24 protein-coding genes are annotated in these 23,551 nt (G+C 35.3%); 1 reads left to right on the forward strand and 23 read right to left on the reverse strand.

Going from position 1 to position 23,551, the window contains the following annotated elements:
- Nucleotides 1-53 precede the first annotated feature (53 nt).
- From dctP to MKX67_RS11775, 11 genes are all read right to left on the reverse strand, one after another.
- On the reverse strand, nt 54-1,109 hold the full coding sequence (gene dctP / locus MKX67_RS11725; RefSeq protein WP_341093360.1) for a TRAP transporter substrate-binding protein DctP: 1,056 nt from the start codon (nt 1,107-1,109) through the stop codon (nt 54-56).
- A gap of 41 nt (nt 1,110-1,150) precedes the next feature.
- A complete protein-coding gene (locus tag MKX67_RS11730) occupies nt 1,151-2,212 on the reverse strand; it encodes an LLM class flavin-dependent oxidoreductase (RefSeq protein ID WP_342488204.1) in 1,062 nt (353 codons plus the stop codon).
- Nucleotides 2,213-2,322: 110 nt separating this feature from the next.
- Nucleotides 2,323-2,763 carry a carboxymuconolactone decarboxylase family protein gene (locus MKX67_RS11735; protein ID WP_342488205.1) on the reverse strand — a complete coding sequence of 147 codons (441 nt, stop codon included), beginning with the start codon at nt 2,761-2,763 and terminating at the stop codon, nt 2,323-2,325.
- Between the two features lie 69 nt (nt 2,764-2,832).
- Nucleotides 2,833-3,078, reverse strand: coding sequence for a hypothetical protein (locus MKX67_RS11740; protein WP_342488206.1), 246 nt, complete (start codon nt 3,076-3,078; stop codon nt 2,833-2,835).
- A 130-nt stretch (nt 3,079-3,208) separates the two neighbouring features.
- On the reverse strand, nt 3,209-3,967 hold the full coding sequence (locus tag MKX67_RS11745; RefSeq protein WP_342488207.1) for an SDR family NAD(P)-dependent oxidoreductase: 759 nt from the start codon (nt 3,965-3,967) through the stop codon (nt 3,209-3,211).
- Between the two features lie 11 nt (nt 3,968-3,978).
- The gene (locus MKX67_RS11750) at nt 3,979-4,773 is read right to left on the reverse strand and encodes an enoyl-CoA hydratase-related protein (RefSeq protein ID WP_322909347.1); all 795 of its coding nucleotides are present in this window, start codon (nt 4,771-4,773) and stop codon (nt 3,979-3,981) included.
- A gap of 25 nt (nt 4,774-4,798) precedes the next feature.
- Entirely contained in the window at nt 4,799-5,563 is a 765-nt protein-coding gene (locus tag MKX67_RS11755) for an SDR family oxidoreductase (RefSeq protein ID WP_342488208.1), read from the reverse strand.
- Between the two features lie 30 nt (nt 5,564-5,593).
- Nucleotides 5,594-6,829: an acyl-CoA dehydrogenase family protein gene (locus MKX67_RS11760; RefSeq protein WP_322909348.1), complete on the reverse strand. Its 1,236-nt coding sequence runs from the start codon at nt 6,827-6,829 to the stop codon at nt 5,594-5,596.
- 24 nt (nt 6,830-6,853) lie between these two features.
- A complete protein-coding gene (locus MKX67_RS11765) occupies nt 6,854-8,974 on the reverse strand; it encodes an acetate--CoA ligase family protein (RefSeq protein ID WP_342488210.1) in 2,121 nt (706 codons plus the stop codon).
- A 377-nt stretch (nt 8,975-9,351) separates the two neighbouring features.
- Nucleotides 9,352-9,768, reverse strand: coding sequence for a PaaI family thioesterase (locus tag MKX67_RS11770; protein WP_307313896.1), 417 nt, complete (start codon nt 9,766-9,768; stop codon nt 9,352-9,354).
- Between the two features lie 289 nt (nt 9,769-10,057).
- Complete coding sequence (locus MKX67_RS11775) at nt 10,058-11,749, reverse strand: methyl-accepting chemotaxis protein (protein ID WP_342488212.1); 1,692 nt, start codon at nt 11,747-11,749, stop codon at nt 10,058-10,060.
- A 237-nt stretch (nt 11,750-11,986) separates the two neighbouring features.
- Between MKX67_RS11775 and MKX67_RS11780 the strand changes: the two genes are divergently transcribed.
- Nucleotides 11,987-13,171 carry a nucleoside transporter C-terminal domain-containing protein gene (locus MKX67_RS11780; protein ID WP_095373276.1) on the forward strand — a complete coding sequence of 395 codons (1,185 nt, stop codon included), beginning with the start codon at nt 11,987-11,989 and terminating at the stop codon, nt 13,169-13,171.
- Between the two features lie 95 nt (nt 13,172-13,266).
- Here MKX67_RS11780 and MKX67_RS11785 read toward each other — a convergent pair whose 3' ends face one another.
- The 12 genes from MKX67_RS11785 to MKX67_RS11840 all read right to left on the reverse strand — a co-directional run bounded on the left by MKX67_RS11785 (nt 13,267) and on the right by MKX67_RS11840 (nt 22,735).
- A complete protein-coding gene (locus MKX67_RS11785; protein WP_307313888.1) occupies nt 13,267-13,986 on the reverse strand; it encodes a DUF2812 domain-containing protein in 720 nt (239 codons plus the stop codon).
- Nucleotides 13,979-14,299 carry a PadR family transcriptional regulator gene (locus MKX67_RS11790; RefSeq protein ID WP_341055557.1) on the reverse strand — a complete coding sequence of 107 codons (321 nt, stop codon included), beginning with the start codon at nt 14,297-14,299 and terminating at the stop codon, nt 13,979-13,981. Before MKX67_RS11790 ends, MKX67_RS11785 begins: the two co-directional genes overlap by 8 nt.
- A 214-nt stretch (nt 14,300-14,513) precedes the next feature.
- The gene (locus MKX67_RS11795; protein ID WP_341055559.1) at nt 14,514-15,020 is read right to left on the reverse strand and encodes a GNAT family N-acetyltransferase; all 507 of its coding nucleotides are present in this window, start codon (nt 15,018-15,020) and stop codon (nt 14,514-14,516) included.
- Nucleotides 15,021-15,241: 221 nt separating this feature from the next.
- On the reverse strand, nt 15,242-15,421 hold the full coding sequence (locus MKX67_RS11800) for a DUF6440 family protein (RefSeq protein WP_307313880.1): 180 nt from the start codon (nt 15,419-15,421) through the stop codon (nt 15,242-15,244).
- A gap of 319 nt (nt 15,422-15,740) precedes the next feature.
- A complete protein-coding gene (locus MKX67_RS11805) occupies nt 15,741-15,866 on the reverse strand; it encodes a hypothetical protein (protein ID WP_281203241.1) in 126 nt (41 codons plus the stop codon).
- 107 nt (nt 15,867-15,973) lie between these two features.
- Complete coding sequence (locus MKX67_RS11810) at nt 15,974-16,129, reverse strand: hypothetical protein (protein WP_342488217.1); 156 nt, start codon at nt 16,127-16,129, stop codon at nt 15,974-15,976.
- A gap of 673 nt (nt 16,130-16,802) precedes the next feature.
- Nucleotides 16,803-18,476: a dihydroxy-acid dehydratase gene (ilvD, locus tag MKX67_RS11815; RefSeq protein ID WP_307313873.1), complete on the reverse strand. Its 1,674-nt coding sequence runs from the start codon at nt 18,474-18,476 to the stop codon at nt 16,803-16,805.
- A 132-nt stretch (nt 18,477-18,608) separates the two neighbouring features.
- Nucleotides 18,609-19,283: a FadR/GntR family transcriptional regulator gene (locus MKX67_RS11820; RefSeq protein WP_342488220.1), complete on the reverse strand. Its 675-nt coding sequence runs from the start codon at nt 19,281-19,283 to the stop codon at nt 18,609-18,611.
- Nucleotides 19,284-19,409: 126 nt separating this feature from the next.
- Nucleotides 19,410-20,309: a sulfurtransferase gene (locus MKX67_RS11825; RefSeq protein ID WP_342488221.1), complete on the reverse strand. Its 900-nt coding sequence runs from the start codon at nt 20,307-20,309 to the stop codon at nt 19,410-19,412.
- A 401-nt stretch (nt 20,310-20,710) separates the two neighbouring features.
- Entirely contained in the window at nt 20,711-21,835 is a 1,125-nt protein-coding gene (locus MKX67_RS11830; protein ID WP_224936478.1) for an NADH:flavin oxidoreductase, read from the reverse strand.
- A gap of 139 nt (nt 21,836-21,974) precedes the next feature.
- Nucleotides 21,975-22,349, reverse strand: coding sequence for a hypothetical protein (locus MKX67_RS11835; RefSeq protein WP_224936479.1), 375 nt, complete (start codon nt 22,347-22,349; stop codon nt 21,975-21,977).
- A gap of 38 nt (nt 22,350-22,387) precedes the next feature.
- On the reverse strand, nt 22,388-22,735 hold the full coding sequence (locus MKX67_RS11840) for a DUF2294 domain-containing protein (protein ID WP_340974967.1): 348 nt from the start codon (nt 22,733-22,735) through the stop codon (nt 22,388-22,390).
- Nucleotides 22,736-23,551 lie beyond the last annotated feature (816 nt).

A 23,551-nucleotide genomic window follows, 5' to 3' on the forward strand; every position in this document is an offset into this window, starting at 1 on the left:
AAATGATCATTACTATTAAAATATGTTGGGGCTCACTTGGTAGCCCCTTTTCACTATTCTGGAATGATAATCCCTTTTTCTTCAAGTAGACTTGTAAAGTACGCCATCATTTCTTCGCCAGGATAGCCTCTCTTATTTGCAATTTCTACCCACTGATCCATTACAATTTTTGCAGGTTTTCTAAACATAGCTAGTTCTTCTTCAGTAGGAACGATCACTTTACCTCCATCTTCTTTTACATTCAATTCAAAAGTATCTATCGCTTTGTCAGCACTTTGTGTGTAAAGGTCTGTAATCAAACTAGCGTATGCAGGGCCAAATTTTTCATAAAACATCTCTTTTATCTCTTCAGGTAAGCTCTCTAAAAAATCATGATTCATCATAAACATTTGTGTTGCCACACCAATATCTAATTTCGTCATATAAGGGCTCACTTCTTCTAATTTGAATCCATTTGCACCGACTGCAGTGTAAGCAACGGAATCGACTATGCCTTTTTCAACAGATTCATATAATTCTGTATTATTCAGAGATACTGGTATGGCGTCTAACTCTTTGAATAACTCGATTCTTTCAAGAACGGAATCGGCTATTTTCAGTTTCTTCATATCCTTCATCGTACGAATTGGTTGAGTACTATATAATTGATAAGCGTCAGTGGAAGAAATTGACATAAATTGTCCTTCTTTAAAAGTATCTTTCATATATTTATCTTTGAATTGAGTAAGGACAGATTCTGCGATTGCGGGGTCATCAATTAGAAAAGGCAAATCACCAATAGTTAACGGGAAAAGGTCTGTATCTATATGTCTACCTGGTGATACAATTCCAGCTTCATAAAGGCCTGATTTTATATCTTCATAGGCAGAAGAAAGCTCTCCTAAAGCAGCACTAGGGAAAATATTAACTTGAACAATCCCATTCGTCTCTTCTTCAACCATTTCTGCCCACGGCTCTGCTACTTGTTTGGTAAAAGGATGTACAGGTCCGGCTGAAACATTTAAGTTTAATTGATATATTTTTTCGCCGGAAGCTGTTTTTTGAGAAGAACAAGCTGATAAAAACAAGAGTGAAATGAACAGTGTAACTATTAATGCCTTGTATCTCATAAAGTCCCCCCCTTTTTAGTAAACGTTTTCATTACGACGCATTAGCGAATGGAATGTTCTGTCTGCGAAAAATATGGCATCACTTTTTCTGAGAACAACTTCATCGACTTTAACACTTGCCGTTGTGGTTGACCGCCAATATTCATCCAAAGAATCATATTATTTAAACCTGTAATTCTCTTGTATTCTTGTATATCATGTATTACTTTTTCTGGTGATCCAACTAATGTATTCTCCGATTGTAAAAAACGTTGGTAATCTATATTTCTTTCTCTATCAATCACACCAAATGTTGGTCGGTTATCCCTTTCACTCATATACCATTCAAGCCCTTTTCTATATTCCTCTTGTGCTTGTTCAGTCGTTTCTGCAACATAGCAGAAAAGTAACTTTCCAGAACGAGCAACCGCATTTTCAACATATTCAGGAGTTAAACCTGATTCAAGTGCAGACTTTTTATACAATGCAATCTTGTGATTCGTATCTTCATTCGTTATTCCTCCTAGAACAAATGAATGCCCCTGTTTTGCTGCATTAATGATAGAAGAATCATTACCAGATACCATTACAAAAATCGGTGGTCCTGAACGACGGACCGGTCTTGGATAAACAGGAATGTCTTTAATATCAAAGAATTTTCCTGCATAAGTAACCTTCTCATTTTTCAATGCGGTAGTAATAATATCTAATGACTCTAAGTATTTTTCATGACGTTGATCAAAGTCAATATTATATGCTTCATATTCTAATGCATCGTAGCCTTTACCAACGCCTAAATACAATCTACCATTACTGATAATATCAACTAATGCCATATCTTCAGCTAATTGTAATGGGTGATGGAGAGGTAATCTAGAAACGGCAGAGCCCAGCATAATTGTATTCGTTTGTGCGGCTGCTGCTGCCAGATAAACAGATGTAGAACTAACAACACCGTAAGCACGAGCATTATGTTCAGCAATCCATGCTGAATGAAATCCTAATTGATCAGCAACCTTTATTTGTTCTAATCCATCACGTAACTCTTCTGCATCCGTTTTCCAAGGGGCAACCGAATTCAAGAAGAACAGTCCAAATGTCATATCTTTTCCTAAAATAGGCATTATCCAACACTCCATTTCATTTGATTTTCAACTTTTGACTAAATATTACAAAAATTTAACTAGAGACTATAATTGTATCTTTAGAATCCCTTAAATCTAAGGACTTCTTTTTATATTTCTGAAAGCGCTTCTTCCAAAATAGGCAAGCTTATATGAAAAGTACTACTGCCTTGTGTACTGACAATTTTTAAAATTTCCATTATCTCTTCAAAGCTAGCTCCATACTTCAATGCATTTCTTATATGAATTCGAATCCCATTCTCGAATAAATGTGTTGTAGAGCTATCGATTGCAATATAAATAAATTCTTTTAGCTTTGCACTGATGATGTCTTTTTCCCAAGGGTTTGTTAAAACTTTAAGATAACTTTCAAAAAATGGTTCATCATTAACTAGAAGTATGTCACGAAAACGGTTCCAATAGCCCATTTTCTTTATAAACTGATCTTTTTGTTCCTTTTGCCTTTCGTTCAACTTTACAGGCATAGAATCGTTTGAGTACGCATTATATTCATCTACTAAAATCGGTATTCCTACTGCACAAGTATGCATGCCTAGCACACTAACGAGTTTAAGAACCTCGAAGATTTCCTCTTTTTTTGCCCCGTGATTGATTGCGTTTTACATATGCATTTCTAGTTTGCTTTGGCAAAGGTTTGTCGGAGAAGCGTTTATTGCGATATGAATCAGCTCAATTGTTTTTGCATCAAAAATATGATTTGTATAAGGAGTACATAAGAAGTCTTTGTATATATTATAAAAGTCAGTATCGAAAGTCGATATATAATCCATTATCGAATCCCAATAACCCATTTCTTTTAGTTGATCTTCTGCGATTGTTTTTTTAGTATTGCCGTTAGTTTCCAACGATAAATCCTCCTTCCGTGGGATGAAGAGATGGATTGATCCGTCAAGCAAAACTGGTGACTTAACTTGTTCTACATGATCAATTTTTCTATCCCCTTTTAGTCACAAGTTCAATAAAATCCATAGTCTGTTAATTATTTGGAGCTCCTGATACATAGATGATTTGTCCTGTAACATAATCGGATTTTTCTGTTGCCAAAAATTCAATGACATTTGCCACATCTTCTGGTTGACCAATTCTTCTTATTGGATTCCGATCGAGTATCGCTTGCTTCATTTGATTGAAATTATCAATTCCCCTCTTATGCGCATCGGCTTCAGACACTTTACTCATCTGTGTTTCTATATAGCCGGGGGCAACCGCATTAACATGGATGCCGTGGGGACCAAGTTCAATGGCTAAAGATTTTGTCAGTCCTTGAATGCCTGCTTTTGCAGCAGCATAGTTGACTCTTCCTTGTGTACCTAGAGCTGCGACGGATGAAATTAATATTATCTTTCCTTGTTGCTGTCTCTTCATATAAGGTGTAACCGCTCTACAACAATTAAAGGAACCTTTTAAATTTACATCAATGACTGTATCCCACTCATGATCTAACATATCATCAATTAGATGATCTTTTAATATTCCAGCACAATTGATCAAAATATCAATGCGATTAAACTTTTTATATACACTCTTTACAGCTTCTTCAACCTCTCTTCTATTCCTAATATCTACTTTTATTTCCTCAATATCGTCTTGATAGCCTTGCCATTTTCTTTGTTGTAAATCAAAAACAACTACTTTTGCTTCCTCACTCAACAATTTCTTCACTGTTGCTTCGCCTATTCCCCCTGCACCGCCTGTAATAATAGCCACTTTCCCTCTGAACATCCTGATAGGCATCATCCCTCCTTTTAAATTTCTTGTTCATTAAACCATTGAATGGTTGGCTTAAGGCCCAATTCATTTATTTTCTCTCTAATTGATTGAATCCCTTCAGTCGTATGGATAATTGCATCCTGTTCTGGACCAAACATTACACTCGTTCTAAATCCTTGAATGTCCATTACGCGATTATGTGCTTGCTTCTTTAACTTCAAAATATCAAGAGGTGTTTTGGCAATTCCTTTAGCAATTTCTAATGTTTTATCTTCTAATTCAGCTTCTTTAAAACAACGAGCGGCAAATCCATACTCTGTTGCTTCAATACCTGTTATTCTACTTCCAGCTGTTAAGTCTAGTAATTTTGCTCGTTGATGCCCAATATGCCACCCCCAATAAATCCCGACAAATCCTCCTCCAAGAGGCAGAGAGGGAAAGCCAAATTGTGCATTCTCCGCTGTGATGACAAAGTCACATGAAGCTAATAGCTGTGTACCCCCTGCCAATGCATAACCATGCACTTGAGCAATGATTGGTTTGGGAAAGGCCCATATTCTTAACCATCTTTTCGTAAATTCCTCTAATTTATCTCGATCTTCAGTGACAGTCGGATGACTGTACTTACCAACATCGTAGCCTACACTAAAGGCTCTCCCACTTCCTTTTATAATGACTACACTAATAGAATCATCTTGTTCAATTTCGTTTAGCGCTTGATCAAGTTCTGTTAACAGCTGGTTATTTAAAGCATTTAATTTTTCTGGGCGATTCAATATGATATAGGCTATTCTTCCTTTTTTTTCTTGTAATACTGATAATTCTGACATCTGATGACCTCCCATATATATTTTTTTAAAACCCACCACCACTAACATCCAATGTTACACCTGTAATATAAGATGCATCGTCTGAGCTTAAGAATGTAACAGCAGCAGCTTGCTCATGAGGTGCGGATGGTCTGCCGATTGGAACATTTCTTAATGTAGATCCAACATCTCGGTTCTTCCATATTTTCTGCATTCTCTCACCACTAACACAATAGCCTGGAGCAATTGCATTAATCCTAAATCCTGATGGGGAAAACTCTTTTGACATATGCTTAGTTAAACCTATAACAGCCGCCTTTGCTGCACTATAATGTGGCCTTATCGAATTATTTGGGTTGATTCCTGCTTGTGAAGCCATATTGACAATTGTTCCTTGTGTCCCTTTTTCAACATGATTTCTAATAAACGATTGAGATACGAGGAAAATACTTTTTGTATTTAAATCAAATACACGATTCCACATGTCTTCTGTTAGTTCCAATAGATGAATGGGGTGTTCCATACAACCTCCACCCGCATTATTTATTAAAATATCGATAGTACCTAGTTGTTTCCAACAATCTTTGATGACATTGTTCACTTGATTACTCGATGTGACGTCACAAATCTTCGGTAGGCAAGAACCAGGAACTTGATGATTGATTTCATTACAAGTGACATGTAAAGATTGTTCGTCTATATCTAATACAATCACGCGAGCTTCTTCTTGAACAAAACGCTCGACAATTGATCTGCCAATTCCTGAGCCTCCTCCAGTGACGAGCGCAATCTTGTTTTTTAGTTTCCCCATTTCAGCTCCCCCTTGTAATAATGCTTCTGTTTAATTAAAGTTCAAGTCACCTTTTAATAGGCTTCTAGCTATTGTTCGTCTATGGATTTCTGATGTACCATCAGGGATTCGCAGGATTCTGGCATAACGGTATCCTGCTTCAAGCTTTAATTCATTTGAAACGCCGACTCCTCCATGAACCTGGATGACTTTATCATATACACGCCCTAACATTTCCGTACAGTAAGCTTTTACCATCGAGATTTCTTTCACCGGTTGTTTTTTCGTGTTTTCAATTTTCCATGCGCAATGTAAAGCCATATTCCTAGCAGCATAGATATCCATGGCAGATTCTGCGATCATATTTTGAATAGTTTGGTGCTCACCTATTGTTTTTCCAAACGTTTTTCGCATATTTGCATAATCTATTGCCTGTTTCAATGCCCATTGAGCAGAACCGATACATTTCCCGCTCATCCCTAATCTGCCATTATTAATCCCGTGCATAGCCTTTGTAAAGCCTTGATCTAATTCTCCAATAATATTTTCTTCTGGAACTCTTAATTGATCGATGCTAATAATTCCAGCATCCCCTCCTAATTCCCCCATAACTGGAATGACTGAATCTACGTTGAAGCCTGTGCTATTTGTTTCAACAAAGAAACAAGTAATTCCACCTTTTCTCTTCGCATGTAATTCGGGATTTGTCACTGCAAATAACATACAGTAATCCGCATAAGGTGCATTCGTTATCCACTGCTTTGTTCCATTTATTACCCATTCATTGTTCACTTTAACAGCCTTTGTTTTAATCCCCCAAACATCAGAACCGGCATCTGGTTCAGTTAAGCCAAAGCATAATGTTTTCTCTCCCTTTCTTATCCCATCTAGATACTCATCTTTTAGTTCTTGTTTCAACCCTCTCAGTACTGGTGTAATTCCATTGGTAAATGGAGAGGGAATCACTATAGGGTCGATTAGTTTTCGATTAGGATAGTTTTTTGCAATCGCTTCTTGCGTTAATAATGCCGTAATAGGTCCAAGTTCCTCTCCACCTAGTTCTTTATCCCCGAACATTGTATAAAAGCCAGCTTCTGCTGAAGCCACTCTTACTTCTTTTCTTAAGCTCTCAACCTTTGGATGACGTTTACCATTTTCTAGATAATAATTCCTTTCATTGTAGAGTAATTCTGCGTTTTCTTCTTCTAAAGGAATAACCTTTTTATCAATAAATTGTTTTAAGCCGTTTATAATTTCTAAAGTTTCTTCTGGTACAGTAAAATTCATGCATAATCCTCCTTCATTATTTATTTAACTTAATTTCATCAATGCGTCCGCAACCTTTACACCTTTCCTACCTTCAAACACCATAATAGGGTTTAGGTCAACTTCCTCTAAAACCCCTTCTTGCATACTGATTACAAAACTAAACCGTGAAATGAGATTACATAATGAGTCAACGTCGTACTGAGTTTTTCCTCTAAACCCTTTTAAAATCTGGCTTGCTTTTAATTCCTCTACCATTTCTTTCGCAACTTTTGGCGATACCGGCGCTTTTCTCATTGAGACATCCTTAAAAACTTCAATAAAAATTCCGCCTAAACCGACAAGTATCATTTGGCCGAAAATGGGGTCTTTCTTTGCACCGACATACATTTCTATCGAATGATCGTTTATCATTTCCTGTATTAACACACCATCAAATGTTGCCTCTTCTTCGTTTTGAATAATCGTTTTAAGTTGATTGAAAACATCTTTGACTTCTTGGTCACTGTTAATATTTAATTGCACTAGTCCCTTTTCAGTTTTATGTAATATTTGTGGTGACATGCCTTTTAACACTACTGGATACCCTATTGAATTTGCCGATTCCACCGCTTCTGTTGGAGATAGTGCCAATTGCTCTACTGTTATAGGAATCTTGTAATGACTCACTATTTGTTTGCTTTGAAATTCTGTTAACGCTTTTTTACTAGAGTATGAAATGAATTGATTGATTCGATCAAGCGGTACCCTCACACCCTCGTCAGCAGACATTTCTTCTAGATGGTTTTTAGATTTTCTCAATTCATTCATTGCGGAAAGAATCTTTACAGCTCTAGTTGGGTCTTCATTTAAGACCATTCCCGATTCATGGATTAATTTTTTTGCTTCGGGATTACATAATGTAACCATGACACAAGGAATATCAGGAAATTGTTGTTTCATATGCATCAGAGATGTAAGCTTTGTAGCTAATGAATCCGGTTTCAATCCTGAAAAGCCTAAGAACACTATTGCTGCATCATATTGCCCACTCTCTAAAACCGCTTTCATAAACTCTTCTAATAATGTCGGCATGTAAGAGACTTGTGCTGTAGTATCGAGGGGGTTTTTCACTCCAGCAATAGGAATAATTGATTTTAAATGTCTTTGAACTTCTTTAGGCGTTTCTGGTAAAGTGAGTCCGTTTTCTATTACTTGGTCGGAAAGCATAATGCCTACACCTCCAGAGACCGTAAAAATGGCTACGCGGTCCCCTTTCATCCGCGGTAATTGTGCGAATGCGTTTGCTACATCAATAAACTCATCGATCGTCTCTGCCCTGTAGACGCCGTACTGTTTAAAAATCGTGTCATATACCGAATCAGAGCCGACCATTGAACCGGTATGTGACATAGCCGCCTGCATACCTACATCTGACTTTCCTACTTTTAGTAAGACGATTGGCTTTTTCTTTTGCGCAGCTAACTTAAACATATTGATTAATTTTTTTCCATCTTTTGCTCCTTCAAGATAACAGGCAATCACACTTGTTTTATCATCATGTACCAAATACTCGATGCAATCTGCCACATCAATATCACTTTCATTTCCAGTGGCAACAAAGTGACTAAAACCGATATGATGTTGTCTTGCTAAAGTAAAAACATGTGATCCAAATGCCCCACTTTGACTGACGAAACCAATTTTCCCTTCAGTTAATGGTTCTTCGTTTTCTAATATGGTGGAAAAGGTAGCATACATTCTTTTACTTGAATTAAATAACCCTAAACAATTCGGCCCTAATACTCTAATATGATGTTTTTTGGCAAGGGCAGTAATTTGCTCTTGGTCTTTTTTGCCATCTTCCCCTAATTCTGAGAAGCCAGCACTAAAAATAACAACAGACTTCACATTCTTTTTGATACAAGCTAGAAATGTATGGAGAACTAATTTTTGTGGCAACGCAATAATTGCTAGATCAATCTCACTTGGAACATGCATAATGGTCTCATAACACTGCATGTCTTCGATCATTTCATAATTAGGATTAACTGGAAAAATGCTTCCTAAGAATCCATATTTCAATAAATAATCTAACGGTCTGCCACCAATTTTTTTTTTGTCAGGGGAACAGCCTATAATGGCAATACTTTCAGGCTCAAATAGAGATTTTAATTCATTCCGCATAAAAGACTCCTTTCATGAAGTAATTATTAACCTTGTTGCAATTTGTGTGCCAAAAAATTTAGAATAATTAAAATAATGGAGATAACTATTCTTGTTATAGAGAATCTTAAGTGACGGAGGGTGAAATTCAAATATCAAAACGATGAATGTGTTTCAAAATAAAATACTAGCTTTTTAAAATGAAACAAATAAAAGATTTCATACTGTTATTTGGGAACATCATTTTCATGAATGTTAGTCTTATTAAACGCATATTTAGTTTTTTAACTGAGCAGGTTTGATACACACTGGATAAATGGGGCGGCGGTTAGGTTGGATGCTAGTTTTTTTAATTGAAAAATCCCTCCTGCAAGCAGAGGGATCCTCAATCATAAACGCTATTGTTTCTTGCTTTTTAACACATAAGTTGCTCTCCCTGTTGCTAATAGCTTTCCATCTTCATCAAATATATCTGCTACACCAACTACAAGGGTCCCTCCTTTATGAATAATTTTGCCTTCTGCTTTTATCACGCCTTTTGAAACTGGGCGGAAATAATTAATATTCATTTCAGCTGTCATAGCATTATGATGATCTGTGAGAATGGTTCTAACAGCTGTCCCAATGACAGAATCGATTAAAACTGATATTACGCCTCCATGAACAACTTGATTCGGTTGTAGTAATTTCTTACTTACCGGTAGAATAAGTATCGCCTTACCATCATCAATTTCTTCCAACTTCACCCCAATTAGTTGACGAAAATGGTTGTTTTTCATCCGGTGTATTTCTTTATCCCATAACTCATTTTCCAACGAAATCTCCCTTTCTCTCATAGGTATCTAAACAATTATGTATCATGCAAATTATATGCCTATCTCAACAAGTAAAGATTCTCCCAAATACTTTGTTAACTATTAACTGATGAAAAGCTGGTTGCCTTCATTGGATTGTTTGAATAGAAATATGAAAAAGACAGCCTGGGCGAGCTGTCTTTTTCTCCGTTTGAGGTGAATCAGTTTTTCAGAAGGATTACTATACTATATGTACAAGCAGGGAATGTGGACAAGGACAATGGTCTATTTTTAAAAATTTGGGCTATACTTAAATTTGATACCCCTTATTTACTTCCTTTAATTTTCGTGCAAGTGAGCTAATCTTTAAACCCTCTTCGTGACTTTGTGCCACTTCCTTCATTAAATGGTTTGAATCCTTCACCATTTGCTCTGATTTTGCTAAAGTCTCTTGCGAAATCGCTAAAGCATATTCTGTTTTGTCCTCCATTTGCGGTAGAATAGTCTGTAAACCAACTAATTGTCGTTTTGATTCATCTATAATGTTACAAACAGAAAGGACTTCTTTCATTAACAAATCGAATGCTGTTCGATTCTTAGTCATGATCTCTTTATATTGTATAAAATGGTTATTCGTTTCTTCAGATTCAAAAAGTGTTCTAGATGAGATGTCTTTCATTGAAATAATATTTTCTTTGACTAGTTCAACAGCTTGTGCTGATTTTTCTGCCAAAGCCCCGACTTCAGTTGCCACTACTGCAAAACTGCGCCCTGATTCCCCTGCTCGCGCTGCTTCTATGGAAGCATTTAAAGCTAGCAGCTTTGTTTGAGTTGAAATATCTTGTATAACTGAGGTCACCTTTTCAATAGAAGAAAAATAGTTATTCATTTGGGCAACAGTGTGAGTCATTTTTGAAAATGAAGTTGAAAAAGATTCAAATGTGGCGATGACTTTACTTATACTCTCTTCACCATCTACCGCAGTACCTTCCATTGTATATGCTTTTTTCATCATACTATCCATACTATCAAATAATTTATTGGTTTTTTCTTTCATAGATTGAAACTTCTTAATACTCTCTTCAGAACTAATGGCAGTTTGCTCTGCTCCCTGTTTTACTACTTGAATACCGACTAATAATTCTTCATTTTCTAATTTTACTTTATGAGAAATATGATCAAGACTATTGCCTGATTGGGATAAATTGTCTGTAGCATCCATTATATTTGTTAATAAATTCCTCATATGAGCAATCATTGTTTGATAACTATTAATAAGTGAGACAATTTCAGGTGTTGTACTTTCCATTTTTATATCATTTATTAGTTGTCCTTTACTAGCCTGTCTCATCATTATTGTTAACTTTGAAATAGGGTTGGTCAAATTTCTTACTAAAAGAATGACAATCACTCCAGTTACTAACAAACATAAAAGGACTGTTACACCAATAAACTGGCTCATTTCTGTTAATGTTTGTAGATACTGTGATTGAGGTATAGCAATAGTGTAGATTCCCTTTAATTCTTGAATGTTACGAAATGCTATCGTGTAGGTTTCCCCATTCATGTCACGCTCAATGATTCCATTTTGTTGTTGAGTAATAGTTTCAACAACGTTATCAGGAAAGTTAATTGGTCGATTTTCACTGACAGAAAAAGGGTCTGCTCTGTTTTGATTAATCAAAAAGAAATATGCACTGAATCCATCTTGGGCTAATTGTGATTCCTGTCTTCTGATCACTTGATTCAGTTTTGTTGTGTACTCACTCTCGTCACCTATGTATATGAGTAATAAATTTTGGGCAATTTCATAAATATAACTCGTTTCCTTATCAAGTCTTTGTTCCATAAAGCCAATAATAGTTTCTTTTGATTTACTAATAGAAATCATTGTCACTACTGTTGCTGAAAAAAGCAGAATAGTAATAACAATAATCAAGAGTCTTGCTTGTAAAGAAAGTTTTCCAACAATCCCTTTGATTGCGTCTAAAACATTTTCCATATCTCTCCCCCTTGTTCTCATTATGAGGGTGAAATATAAAGAGAATGTAAATAATGAGTTATAATTGTTTTAATTCTTTATACCCATCACTAAAGTAGTGAGAATGAAAAGTTGTGCACTCATTCTTAATACATTGAATAATGCAATTTCTGTCATTTTTTAATATTCATTTGACATCAGATGTCATACTACCTTATCATCAATACTATTGGAGAAAACTTTTTAAGGGGAGACATCATGGTAAATATTTTAATAGGAATTTTAGGTTTTTTTCTCGTTCTCGGCTTAGCATACCTTATTTCCAATGATAAAAAAAATATCAACTATAAAGCGATTGCTATTATGGTTGTCTTACAGATTATCATTACTTTATTCATGTTCCAAACAACCATTGGTTTAAAGTTAGTTGAATGGATTTCTAATGGCGTTACAACTGTTTTAAATTTTGGTTATGAAGGTATTGATTTTGTATTAGGTGGCTTGGTGCAAGAAGGACAAACAGTCTTCTTTATGAATGTACTTATGCTCATTATTTTCACTTCAGCATTATTATCCATTCTTACTTATATTAGAGTTTTACCACTCGCTATTAAGTATATTGGTGGGTTTTTAGCGAAAATTACCGGTTTGTCAACAGTAGTTACATTCAATAGTATTAACTCCATTTTCTTTGGCCAAAGTGAAGCACTATTGGCGATTAAATCACATTTAGCAAGAATGAGTGATAACAAACTATTTATTATTAGTACATCAGCAATGGGGAGTGTATCAGCTAGTATTATGGGCTCTTACATGACAATGGTTCCTCCTCAATATGTTTTAATAGCGATGATTTTGAATTCGCTTTCAGGCTTGATTATCGCGACAATGATGGCTCCGATCAAAAACAATGAAAAAGAAGAAATTGATGTAAAAGACGTAACGGGGTCAAAATCATTATTCGAAGCTATTTCTAACGGTGCACTTGATGGTGGTAAAGTAGCTTTAATCGTTGCAGCTATGCTTGTTGCCTATATTGCGTTAATGGCTTTACTTAATGCCATGTTTGATGGAATATTCGGTATGGATCTAACAACAATACTAGGTTATATATTTGCTCCTGTTGCCTGGTTGATGGGTATACCATCAAATGAAATTATTACAGCAGGATCCATTATGGGAACAAAACTTGCTACAAACGAATTTGTTGCAATGTTACAATTCCAACCACTTATTGGAGAGCTTTCAGAGAAAACAGTTGCGATTATTTCAACATTCTTGATCTCTTTCGCTAACTTTAGTTCAATTGGTATTATTAGTGGTTCGATTCAAGCTATTAATGGTGAAAAAGCGGCAGTCGTTGCTAAATTTGGTTTGAAGATTCTATTAGCAGCAACATTGGCGTCTACCTTAACATCCATTATGGTCGGTTTATTTAGTTAAACACAAAAAAAGGCATATATCTCTATGCCTTTTTTTCGTGTTAAAATCATGAGTTTGTTCGACTGAACTTATACTTACTTTGATTAAATCTAAAATCACCGCCCTAAGAGCTTATGATAAAAAGATAAAATTGACCAGATGAATATAGGTAGCACAAAAGCACCTATAAGCATATAAGCGAGCGTTTTAATTGCATCATTTGGACCGCTTCCATAAAACAGAAAAATTGTCAATGTAGCTAAAAATAATATGATTATTGTATTTATGAAAAATACACTTCTTTGTTTCCCTTGAACTTTCCATTTATTTGATTGAATTTTAATCGCTGTCCAAACAGCTGGTACTACTATCATCGTTAATATTACTGCTACAACTGTGAGTATATTTGCTATCATTCCAGTTGTAAATATTGTACCCGTCCAAGAACTTACTGCAAACAACACTATTGCTCCTATTCCCCATCTTGCCGTGTTACTTAAGGATTCTTCATGTTTTTGGGCAAGTGTTTCCATATCTGAATAAATTGGTTCAGTACCAGGATCGGCGCGAAATAAATGAATACCTGCTTCTGAGAAAACGTGGTTCCAACCTGCGTCTTCAAAATAGCTTAAATATTCCTCTTCCTCATTTTCTTCTACTGTACGGTAATCAATGCTGTATATATACTCTTCTTCTTCACCTTTCACCAATGTATATCCCATGAAACTTAGCTTTTTAACATGCCACCCTTTAAGAGACTGCTGCCTCAGTTTCTCCATATCTTTACTTTCTGCAAATGCTAACCCACCAGACATCATATACTTTGATTTACTCATTGTCCATTCCACCCAATCCTTCTTCAGCTAATTGAACCATTAGCTTTCTCACATTCATTTCATCTTTTAAAACCACTTTACCTTGTTTAGTCAATTCATATACTTTTCTTCTTGAATCTGAACCGTCCTGCAAATAAATCCATTCTTGTTTTAAGAGCTTCTTTATAATCGTATACATCGAGGCTGGTCCAATGGCTATTCTCCCCTGTGTAGTCACTTCGATCAAAGACATAATTGCATATCCATGCCTTGGACGGGTTAGTGCTGTCATAATATAAAACATAGAATCGGTTATCTGCACTTCTGATTTCAATTTACATCATCCTTAATGTATCCTTTTTTTGATATATCACAAACGGATATATTAAGAATATATCACTTTATGATATAAGTGTCTATAGTTATATCATAAAGTGATATAAATTTTTATAAAAAAAAGCTTCCTTCAACATAAAGAAGCTTCCTAGTGAATATTAACGGCGAACATATCTTTGCAATTTTAATTTATTTTACTCAAACATTGCGCACTACTTCAAAGAATATACCATCAACCAATGACTATCCTTATTTATTTTTCTCATTTTCGTAAACCCAACTTTTTCATAACAAGCAATAGCACGATGATTGTTTGTCGCAGTATCTAAAATAACCATCTTTGCTTCAGTTCTTTGCGCAATGTATTCAACAAATAGTTTCACCATTCTTGTTCCAATACCTTTTCCGAAAAGCATTGGTTCACCGATGAACTGATCGATTCCATAAATCAGTTCATTGTCCCCAAATCCAAAATATTCATTATCTACCTGATAATACTGCATAAATCCAATCGGTTGATCTTTGAGTTCTACGATAAATGGTGGGACATTGATTTCGCCGTCTATACGAGGACCGTATTTCTCTTTCACCATTTCTAGAGAAAAAGGTTCATTAACATCTCCGTAGAATGTCAACACTTCTTTCGTACTTAACCATTTATTCATATACTGATAGTCATTTTCACACATTTTTCTTATAAATAAATCATTTTCCTTCAACACGAACTCTCCTGTTCAAGATATAGAGTGACCTCTCGCACGAATAAAAGCAGATTGATTGAACGTCCAACCTACCGAATAAGAAAAGTCTCCCCTTGGAAAAATAATCGTATCTTAACTGTTCCAAAGAGAAACAACTGAAATTCCGAATATTTATTCACATGTTTATCCATACACATACCTGCTTAATAGGACTGAATTTTCAGTTAATTAATTACACACTATTTCTTAAAGTCCTTATCTATTAAAGGTTTACCATCTGAATCAACCATAACAGTTAATCCACTGACCGGACCTGCATAATGGAACATATACATCACTCCGGTTTCATTATCTCGAATAATCTTAAAAATTTCTATTTTCCCTTGAGAATAAATTGTTTCAAAACGTTTATTATCCATCATTCAACGCTCCCTACATCTTTTTTAATGAAGTTCCTCTGAGGTAATATAGCTGTATATAAGTTTCATTAACTTATTTTTACCATAAAACCATCTCTTGAACAATGCACATTTCAAAGCATTTCTCTTTTAGAGATTAAATCGAAAATTTTCATAAACAATTCTTAAAAATAAAATTTACTACATTAAAGTGATATAGCAGACTAAATTATTATATTCCATTCAAGTTAAAGTCCTCTCAACGCCTGTATTGAGTGAAACTAAAAATCACCTAAATAAAAGCTTGTTAACTTCAAAAGCTAACAAGCCAAAAATGATCTTATTCTGGTTTTCTTTTTTGATCTTTGTTTCGTTTATTTCCCTTACTATTATCACCACTTATTGCGCTTTGAGTTCCTTGCGGTGAGCTTTGGTTCTTACTGCCGTTATTAGGTACTTTCGTCAAACTGCTTCACTCCCTTCTATTAAGGAGTATTGTGGACCGTTCGAGAAAATTCTATACAAGCCCTCTTCTTATCAAATCACGAGGCGAGTAATTCCATCCATATTGCTCTATTGTTTTTTTGAATGATAACCAGTGGTTTCTTCCTCAAAGCAAGAAAAACAAATCATTTTACCATCAGCTTCAAGAACACCACCTAAAAATCCGCCATGACAATAAATCCCCTCACCACAACCACGACATTGACCAAGATACTCTTTTTCCATATATCCTCCTTTAAAAATAAGTGCTCTTTTTACTTCAGACCTTAAAATACTTCATATGTTCTTTTGTAGAATTGAGTCCGATCAAATGAATCTCAAAATTAATTTAGGTTATATATATATTTAGACAACCAGAAAACATATTCCCTCTAGTTTGAAGCCATTTGATGAGAATTTTTGGTAAACTTAAAAGGTACTTTGAGTTTTTATAAAGGAAGAAACACGTAAAATACAAGTGCAAGTTGTAATAAGAGACTTTCTTTTATCATATAGCTACAAATGTTTTTCAAAATTAAGGGGGAATTTATAATTATGTAGTAGAGAAAAATATGTATATTACTACAAAGTAGACGAAATTATTGCAGGTATAAGCGTGCTAAGAAATTATTTAAAAACTACCTGGAATGCTAGATTCCACGTAGTTAATAGATTTTACGATTTCATTCTACTGTTTCGCGTAACAATCAAAAATAACTTTGTAACGTCTCATCCCCAATCTCAGAGATGTGTGAAAGTTTTATCATGTTTTATGACCCGTACTTTTAATATTTTTAAAATCTCTGGGCTTGCCAATTACATTGTTCGTCTATTACAAAGTTAATTATAGTAATAGCCTTAAAAAATAATAAGTAAGAAACCTCATTATCTAAAATGAAGTTTCTTTACTTAACTATAATTAAATGCTCATTACGCCACCTTTTGATGCATTTGTTACTAGTTTGGAGTACCTTCCCAACCAGCCATTTTTAATCTTTGGTTCAAATGGTTGTAATGATTTTTTTCGGTTAGCTAATTCTTCATCAGATAATTTTACGTTCATCGTTCTGTTAGGTAAGTCGATCACAATGATATCTCCATTTTCAATAAGTGCGATTGGGCCACCCTCAGCAGCTTCTGGAGAAATATGACCAATGGAAATTCCGCGTGATGCTCCGGAAAAACGACCGTCTGTTAGCAAAGCAACTGAACTACCTAATCCTCGACCCATAATGGCTGAAGTTGGTGCTAGCATTTCCGGCATTCCTGGACCACCTTTAGGTCCCTCATACCTGATGACAACAACATGACCTTCTCTTACAGCTCCATTATCGATTGCTTGTTGTGCTTCTTCTTGTGACTCAAAAACAATTGCTTCTCCTTCAAACTCTTGAATCGTTGGGTCCACTGCGCCGACTTTGATGACAGCACCTTCAGGGGCGATATTTCCATATAAGATGGAAAGGCCACCAACTGGGCTATAGGGATTATCTTTAGGACGAATGACTTGTTCATTAGTAATGTCATGTCCACTTACTAACTCACCCATTGTTTTACCTGTAATCGTTATTCTCTCTGGATGAATGGCATTTGGAATTTTCGTTAATTCATTAATGATTGCACTAATGCCCCCAGCTTTATTAATATCATCCATTGAATAATCTGACGCTGGCATAATTTTTGCTAAATATGGTACACGGGCAGCGATTTTATTAATATCTTCAAGATTATAATCAATACCAGCTTCATTTGCGATTGCCAAAGTGTGAAGCACTGTATTAGTCGAACCACCCATCGCCATATCTAAAGCAAAGGCATCATCAATGGCTTCTTTCGTAATGATGTCACGTGGTTTCACATCTTCTTCAATCATGCGAACTAAATGTTTAGCAGCTTCATAGATTAACTCTTTCCGTTTTGCACTTGTTGCGACAATCGATCCGTTACCAGGAAGAGCGACACCTAGCATTTCCATTAAGCAGTTCATTGAATTAGCTGTAAACATCCCTGAACAAGACCCACATGTTGGACACGCATTATTTTCAATATCATTGAACTCTTCTTCTGTCATTTTTCCTGACTTAAAAGCTCCTACTCCTTCGAAAACAGATGTTAATGAAAGTTGTTTTCCGCTCGCACTTGTTCCTGCTTCCATCGGTCCACCTGAAACAAAAACGGAAGGGACATTTGTACGCGCCGCTGCCATTAACATACCAGGAGTGATCTTGTCACAGTTTGGAATATAAAAAACGCCATCAAACCAGTGGGCATTAATAACGGTTTCCGCACTATCAGCAATTAACTCTCTGCTAGGTAAGGAATAACGCATACCAATATGCCCCATGGCTATTCCATCATCAACACCGATTGTATTAAATTCAAAGGGAATGCCACCTGCTTCAATGATTGCTTCTTTAACCACATCTGCAAATTCTCGTAAATGAACATGTCCAGGAATAATGTCAATATATGAATTACATACACCAATAAATGGTTTCTCTAAATCTTTTGCTTTAACTTTTCCTGTCGCATATAAAAGACTACGGTGAGGAGCTCTATCTACTCCAAGTTTAATCGTATCGCTTCTTCTCATTTACAACCACACCTTCAATTTTCATTATTTTGATTATTTGTATAATGTATTGTAAAACGTAAGTTGTCTGCTGTCAATAACGTTGTTAGACAAAAAGAGCATCTTATACAAAAAGATGCTCTTTTTTGCTTTTTATTCAATTCCTAATTCACTCATTGCATGTAATATATGAATTTTCATCGCACTTCTTGCTCCTTCAGGGTTACGATTCATCATAAAATCCATAATCATTTGATGATCAGTCAATGTATCTTTAATTGCAACCTCTTTTTCGACTGATAAAATCACACCTTTATCGATGGCTTGATAAATGACAGGCATGAGCTTTTCCATAAATTCATTATGCGTCGCTTTAACGATTGATTGATGAAATTTCTGCTCTTCAGCCGTTCGATCTTGCTTTTTTTTAATCTTCTCTTCAATTTGTAATCCATAATCGATAATTCTTTTCATTTCTTGGTCACTTGCACGAATGGTCGCATAGTATGCAGCTTCTGGTTCAAATATTAAGCGCATTTCATACAAATCTTTCGCATTAATTTTTGCATCTGTAAGCAATCCGAAATGTTGCATATGGTCAATATCCAAAGCTTCTTTTATAAAAGTCCCTCTACCTCTTTTGATTTCGACAATGCCATTTGTAACGAGGATTCTAATCGCTTCTCTTAAAGTTGTTCGACTAATATTCAATTCTTCCGATAATTCATTTTCGTTAGGTAGCTTATCTCCAGGTTGAAAACGTTTCTCAATGACAATCATAGAGATAATGTCATCAGCAATGGAATCGGATAATCTTTTTTGAGTCATATATTTGTCCACACCTTATTTAGTATTAATATAGAATATAGTGTAAACGATCATTTATGTAAATGCTTATTTTTCGCAAAAAGAAAAACCACGAATGCGAGAACATTCGTGGAAAGAATTTATTCATTATTGGTTGGTTGTTACTAGTGGCGCGTTTTCGTCTTGCACCCATTCTGTCATGGAACCATCGTATACAGCGACATCTTTACGGCCTAGTGTATATAGAATGAAAGCATTCCATGTAGCAGCAATCCCACCGCCACAATAAGTGATGACTTTTTTAGATTGATCAAATACACCGGTCGGCTCAAAAATTTCACGTAATTTTTCTTCATCTTTAATGAGAAGTGATTCATCATCTGATAAGTCGGCAAAGAAGACATTTTTACTATTAGGGATATGACCGGGACGGCCGTAAGTGTTTTTCTTACCACTAAAGACATCTGGTGATAAACAATTCATAATAATCATGTTGGGATCATCAATCGCTTTTTTGACATCTTCTTTTGTAGCTAATAATTCCCGTCTTCTTCTACCATTAAAAGTTGCTTTTGGATAATATTCAATTCCAGACTTAATTTCTCTACCTTCTTCTTTCCATTTTCTAAACCCGCCGTTTAAGATTGAGACATTATCAAACCCTTCGAAGCGAAGTTGCCACCAAACACGTGATGCCCAATCAGACGCGGCATTTGGGGAGCCGACTTCAGCGATTTTGTCATAAATAATTACATGCGTACCATCACCGACACCCAATTTTTCAATCCCTTCTACGAACCTTTCTCGGGATGGCAATGTAAATGCTTTTGGATCATCTGGGTTTGCTAATTCGTTTACTACATCTGCATGCACAGCACCTGGAATATGCTCTTCTTTATAAGCGTCTCGTCCGTTCGTTACAGAGTAAGGTCCATCACCATCTGGTAACTTTAAGAAAGTCGTCGCGTCTAGTATGCGGATATTTTCATCATTTAAATGTTCCTCTAACCATTGGGTTGAAACAATTGGTGGAATCGTTTTGGTCATACTTTTCTCTCCTCTTTCGATTTTTGATTAATATAACATTATACCCATCTGTTTACAAGGAATTAGGTTTGCGGTATTCATTTTTCTGCTACAAGCCATTATACTTTCAATATTCCCTATTTACAAAGGACAAAAACATTGATAAAAGCATAATTATAGAAATCATTATCTTATGAAAGCTTTCGAGTAAAAAAAACAATCTTACGAAACCTGTTCATTGTATAGAGAGAATGAAATTAAGTAAAGACATTCGACATTCATACCAATAATTATAAGAAAATATCTTTTCGATTCGTCTCTTCATTACATTCAATCTTGCTACATAAGGTCCTCCTCTATGGCGGGAAGAGACAACTGGAAAAAACCGATTCTTATCAATCGGTTTTTAAAATAGTTTACCATTAATAGAGGGTGCCTTCTGCTTCTTTTGTATAAATTTTCACCTGATCAAGTGCCCCATCTTTTAACTTAGTTACCCATTCTGGATCTGCAAGTAGGGCACGACCGATTGCCACGTAATCATATTCACCAGCATTCATTTTTTCATCGACAATTTTAAGATTTTTTTCAATGGTGATTTGTGCATTGTCTTCACTACTTAAATATGCGCGATTAATGCCAATGGATCCAACTGCAATTGTTGGTTTTTGTGTGATTTTCTTTGTCCAAGCAGCCAAGTTATATGTAGGGTGTTCATCTACAAATTCTGGTTCCCATATGCGTCTTGTTGAACAATGAAAAATATCTACACCCGCTTCAACTAAAGGTAATAATATGGTCGCAAGCTCCTTACTATTATTCGCTAACTTGGCTTTGTAATCTGTACCCTTCCATTGAGAATAGCGGAAAACAATTGGAAAATCGGGACCAACACTTTGTCTGCATGCCTTAACGACCTCTGCTGCAAATGTAGAGCGTTCCTGTAGGTCTCCACCATACTGATCTGTCCGTTTATTAGTCAGTTCCCAGAAAAATTGATCAATGAGATAACCGTGAGCTCCGTGTAATTCGATGCCATCAAATCCAATCTCTTTGGCAGATTTAGCAGCCTTTGCATACGCATCAACTAGGTCATGTATATCTTCTTCTGTAAGTACCTTGATTTGATCAATTTTCTTTCCTTTTAACGTGATGCCTGAAGGACTGACAGGCGGTGAATCGATGTTAGGTAGACTCCCGGCTTTTCTTGCTGCACCAACATGCCATAATTGTGGAATAATCTTCCCGCCGGCTTCATGTACTTGAGCTACTACATTTGCCCAACCTTTTAGTGCATCCTCGCCATAAAAAAGGGGAATTGTTTCACCAGCAACTGCTGATGGATGATCAATCGCTGTGCCTTCAGTAATAATAAGGCCTACACCATTTTCTGCTCTCCTGCGATAATATTGTGCTACCTTTTCATCTGGTACACCATTTGGTGAGAACCCTCTTGTCATTGGTGCCATTACTACCCTGCTTTTTAATTGCCCATTTCCAAATGACACCTTTTCCAATAAACTATGCCCTGCAATTTTTTCTACCATCTTTATCACTCCTTGCTTTCATTTTACAAAGAATGATAACAAATACAAGTAAAATGCTTTCAATTAACAGAATATTTTATTCATTTATCACTGCATAAAAAAACATTTCAACAAAAGGGATTGAAATGTTTTCTCTTTATTAGGAATCAGCTCTTTTAATTTCTTCAGGTTTAAAGCCATAAATAACAGAAACACCTAAATATAAAGAAAAGAAATCCAAGAACCAATTATTATTCCTTTCCTTTGTGTGAAGACAACGAAAGATCTCTTGGAACTGCATGCTTTCATTTGCCTTCACCACGGGGGTGATTCCGAAATATTTAATTACCGTATCTAAATTTAAATGTTTTGCAATCTTCAAAACATCCTCTAATAGTGAATAATAGATTGCGATTTCCTTTTCCTGAAATAGTTTAATCATTTGCGTATTTAAGTTAGTTAATAATAACCGTCCTTCTTCTTCATTCACAACAGGAACTTGATTTAACATTTCTTTTATATCGATTTTAATCACCTATTTTTCCAATTTTAATCATCTTAAAGAGTTGAGAGTTATACTTGCAAAGGTTTATCAAAAACATAAATCGTCATCGCAATATCTTTTTCCAAATCAATATCAGTAAAAATATTGATTAATTGAGCACCAACGAGTACTTCAAGTTTTTCAACCTTTTCTTTATCGCTATATAATTGTTTGATAAGGGTTGTTCGAGCTTCATGGACTACTTGGTAGCCTTTCGTTGATTCAATCATGAACTTCTCGACATTTGTTAAGTTCCCTTTCATTTCCGTAATCGCCCAACAGCCTGTAAATTTTGTAGTCATTTCTCTTGGTCCATTGCCTACATGTTTTTTTCGAATTTCTCTTATAATCATATTGAATTGATGTTCGATATTCATTAAAAGCGTCCTCCAATAATAAAGTCACAGTTTTTCCAAGGTAAGTGTATAGTGAAAATGTAATCTTATGGTCCTCATGTGACCATTTGTTAAACCTATTTCTCTATGCATAAAATAAGCCCGCCATAAAATAGTTTGTTTTCATAAACTATTTTATGGCGGGCTAATAGCAAAGCAGCAGAAGCTACTCGTTATCCATCTCACCATTCACCTATTATTATATAGTAATAGGCAATCTCTTTACCTATTAGCCATATATTACTTATATAAGTATAATTTCTTTCTCAAAAAATATCAATATTATAGAAAAAAATTGCTTTCTCTTCTATTTGATATGGTAATAAGCTCATGCCCTTGCTGTTTCATTTGCGTCCAAGGTTTTATCATTGATAACGAGCCATTAAGAATCAACTCCATATATTCCTTTATCATTTCGAGTGCTTTTAGGATTTGCACCTCTTCGGTAGTAAATCATCAAGGAGCTCAAACATTGTTATTATTTAATTTGAGCAGCTGCTTTTTATTTTCACCACATTCTACAAGTATTCAACTACTTTCATTTATATTTACAAAAAGGAAATTTATCCTTTGTTAACCAATAGTACCTAAGATCTATTTTACATCTAAAAAACAAATGAGAATACATCCTTTACTAAAGTATGTATTCCATCGATAAAGAGAGAGGTTTGTGGATTTTTCTTCAAAATTTCTTTAAAACATACTTACTTCTCCAGAAGAAAAATTGAATTCTATTATGAAAATTTTAAAATGCGTAAACAAAAAGAAACTACTTTGTGTAAAACATAACTAATACGT

Origin of the sequence: Cytobacillus sp. FSL W7-1323 (assembly GCF_038595015.1) — a bacterium.
GTDB classification, from domain to species: Bacteria; Bacillota; Bacilli; order Bacillales; family Cytobacillaceae; genus Cytobacillus; species Cytobacillus kochii.

Excerpts from the sequence above, each read along its gene's own strand:
- dctP (WP_341093360.1), bottom strand. The coding sequence starts at position 1,109 with ATGAGATACAAGGCATTAATAGTTACACTGTTCATTTCACTCTTGTTT.
- MKX67_RS11730 (WP_342488204.1), bottom strand. The coding sequence starts at position 2,212 with ATGCCTATTTTAGGAAAAGATATGACATTTGGACTGTTCTTCTTGAAT.
- MKX67_RS11735 (WP_342488205.1), bottom strand. The coding sequence starts at position 2,763 with ATGCATACTTGTGCAGTAGGAATACCGATTTTAGTAGATGAATATAAT.
- MKX67_RS11745 (WP_342488207.1), bottom strand. The coding sequence starts at position 3,967 with ATGCCTATCAGGATGTTCAGAGGGAAAGTGGCTATTATTACAGGCGGT.
- MKX67_RS11750 (WP_322909347.1), bottom strand. The coding sequence starts at position 4,773 with ATGTCAGAATTATCAGTATTACAAGAAAAAAAAGGAAGAATAGCCTAT.
- MKX67_RS11755 (WP_342488208.1), bottom strand. The coding sequence starts at position 5,563 with ATGGGGAAACTAAAAAACAAGATTGCGCTCGTCACTGGAGGAGGCTCA.
- MKX67_RS11760 (WP_322909348.1), bottom strand. The coding sequence starts at position 6,829 with ATGAATTTTACTGTACCAGAAGAAACTTTAGAAATTATAAACGGCTTA.
- MKX67_RS11765 (WP_342488210.1), bottom strand. The coding sequence starts at position 8,974 with ATGCGGAATGAATTAAAATCTCTATTTGAGCCTGAAAGTATTGCCATT.
- MKX67_RS11775 (WP_342488212.1), bottom strand. The coding sequence starts at position 11,749 with ATGGAAAATGTTTTAGACGCAATCAAAGGGATTGTTGGAAAACTTTCT.
- MKX67_RS11780 (WP_095373276.1), top strand. The coding sequence starts at position 11,987 with ATGGTAAATATTTTAATAGGAATTTTAGGTTTTTTTCTCGTTCTCGGC.
- MKX67_RS11785 (WP_307313888.1), bottom strand. The coding sequence starts at position 13,986 with ATGAGTAAATCAAAGTATATGATGTCTGGTGGGTTAGCATTTGCAGAA.
- MKX67_RS11800 (WP_307313880.1), bottom strand. The coding sequence starts at position 15,421 with ATGGATAATAAACGTTTTGAAACAATTTATTCTCAAGGGAAAATAGAA.
- MKX67_RS11810 (WP_342488217.1), bottom strand. The coding sequence starts at position 16,129 with ATGGAAAAAGAGTATCTTGGTCAATGTCGTGGTTGTGGTGAGGGGATT.
- ilvD (WP_307313873.1), bottom strand. The coding sequence starts at position 18,476 with ATGAGAAGAAGCGATACGATTAAACTTGGAGTAGATAGAGCTCCTCAC.
- MKX67_RS11820 (WP_342488220.1), bottom strand. The coding sequence starts at position 19,283 with ATGACTCAAAAAAGATTATCCGATTCCATTGCTGATGACATTATCTCT.
- MKX67_RS11825 (WP_342488221.1), bottom strand. The coding sequence starts at position 20,309 with ATGACCAAAACGATTCCACCAATTGTTTCAACCCAATGGTTAGAGGAA.
- MKX67_RS11830 (WP_224936478.1), bottom strand. The coding sequence starts at position 21,835 with ATGGTAGAAAAAATTGCAGGGCATAGTTTATTGGAAAAGGTGTCATTT.
- MKX67_RS11840 (WP_340974967.1), bottom strand. The coding sequence starts at position 22,735 with ATGAATATCGAACATCAATTCAATATGATTATAAGAGAAATTCGAAAA.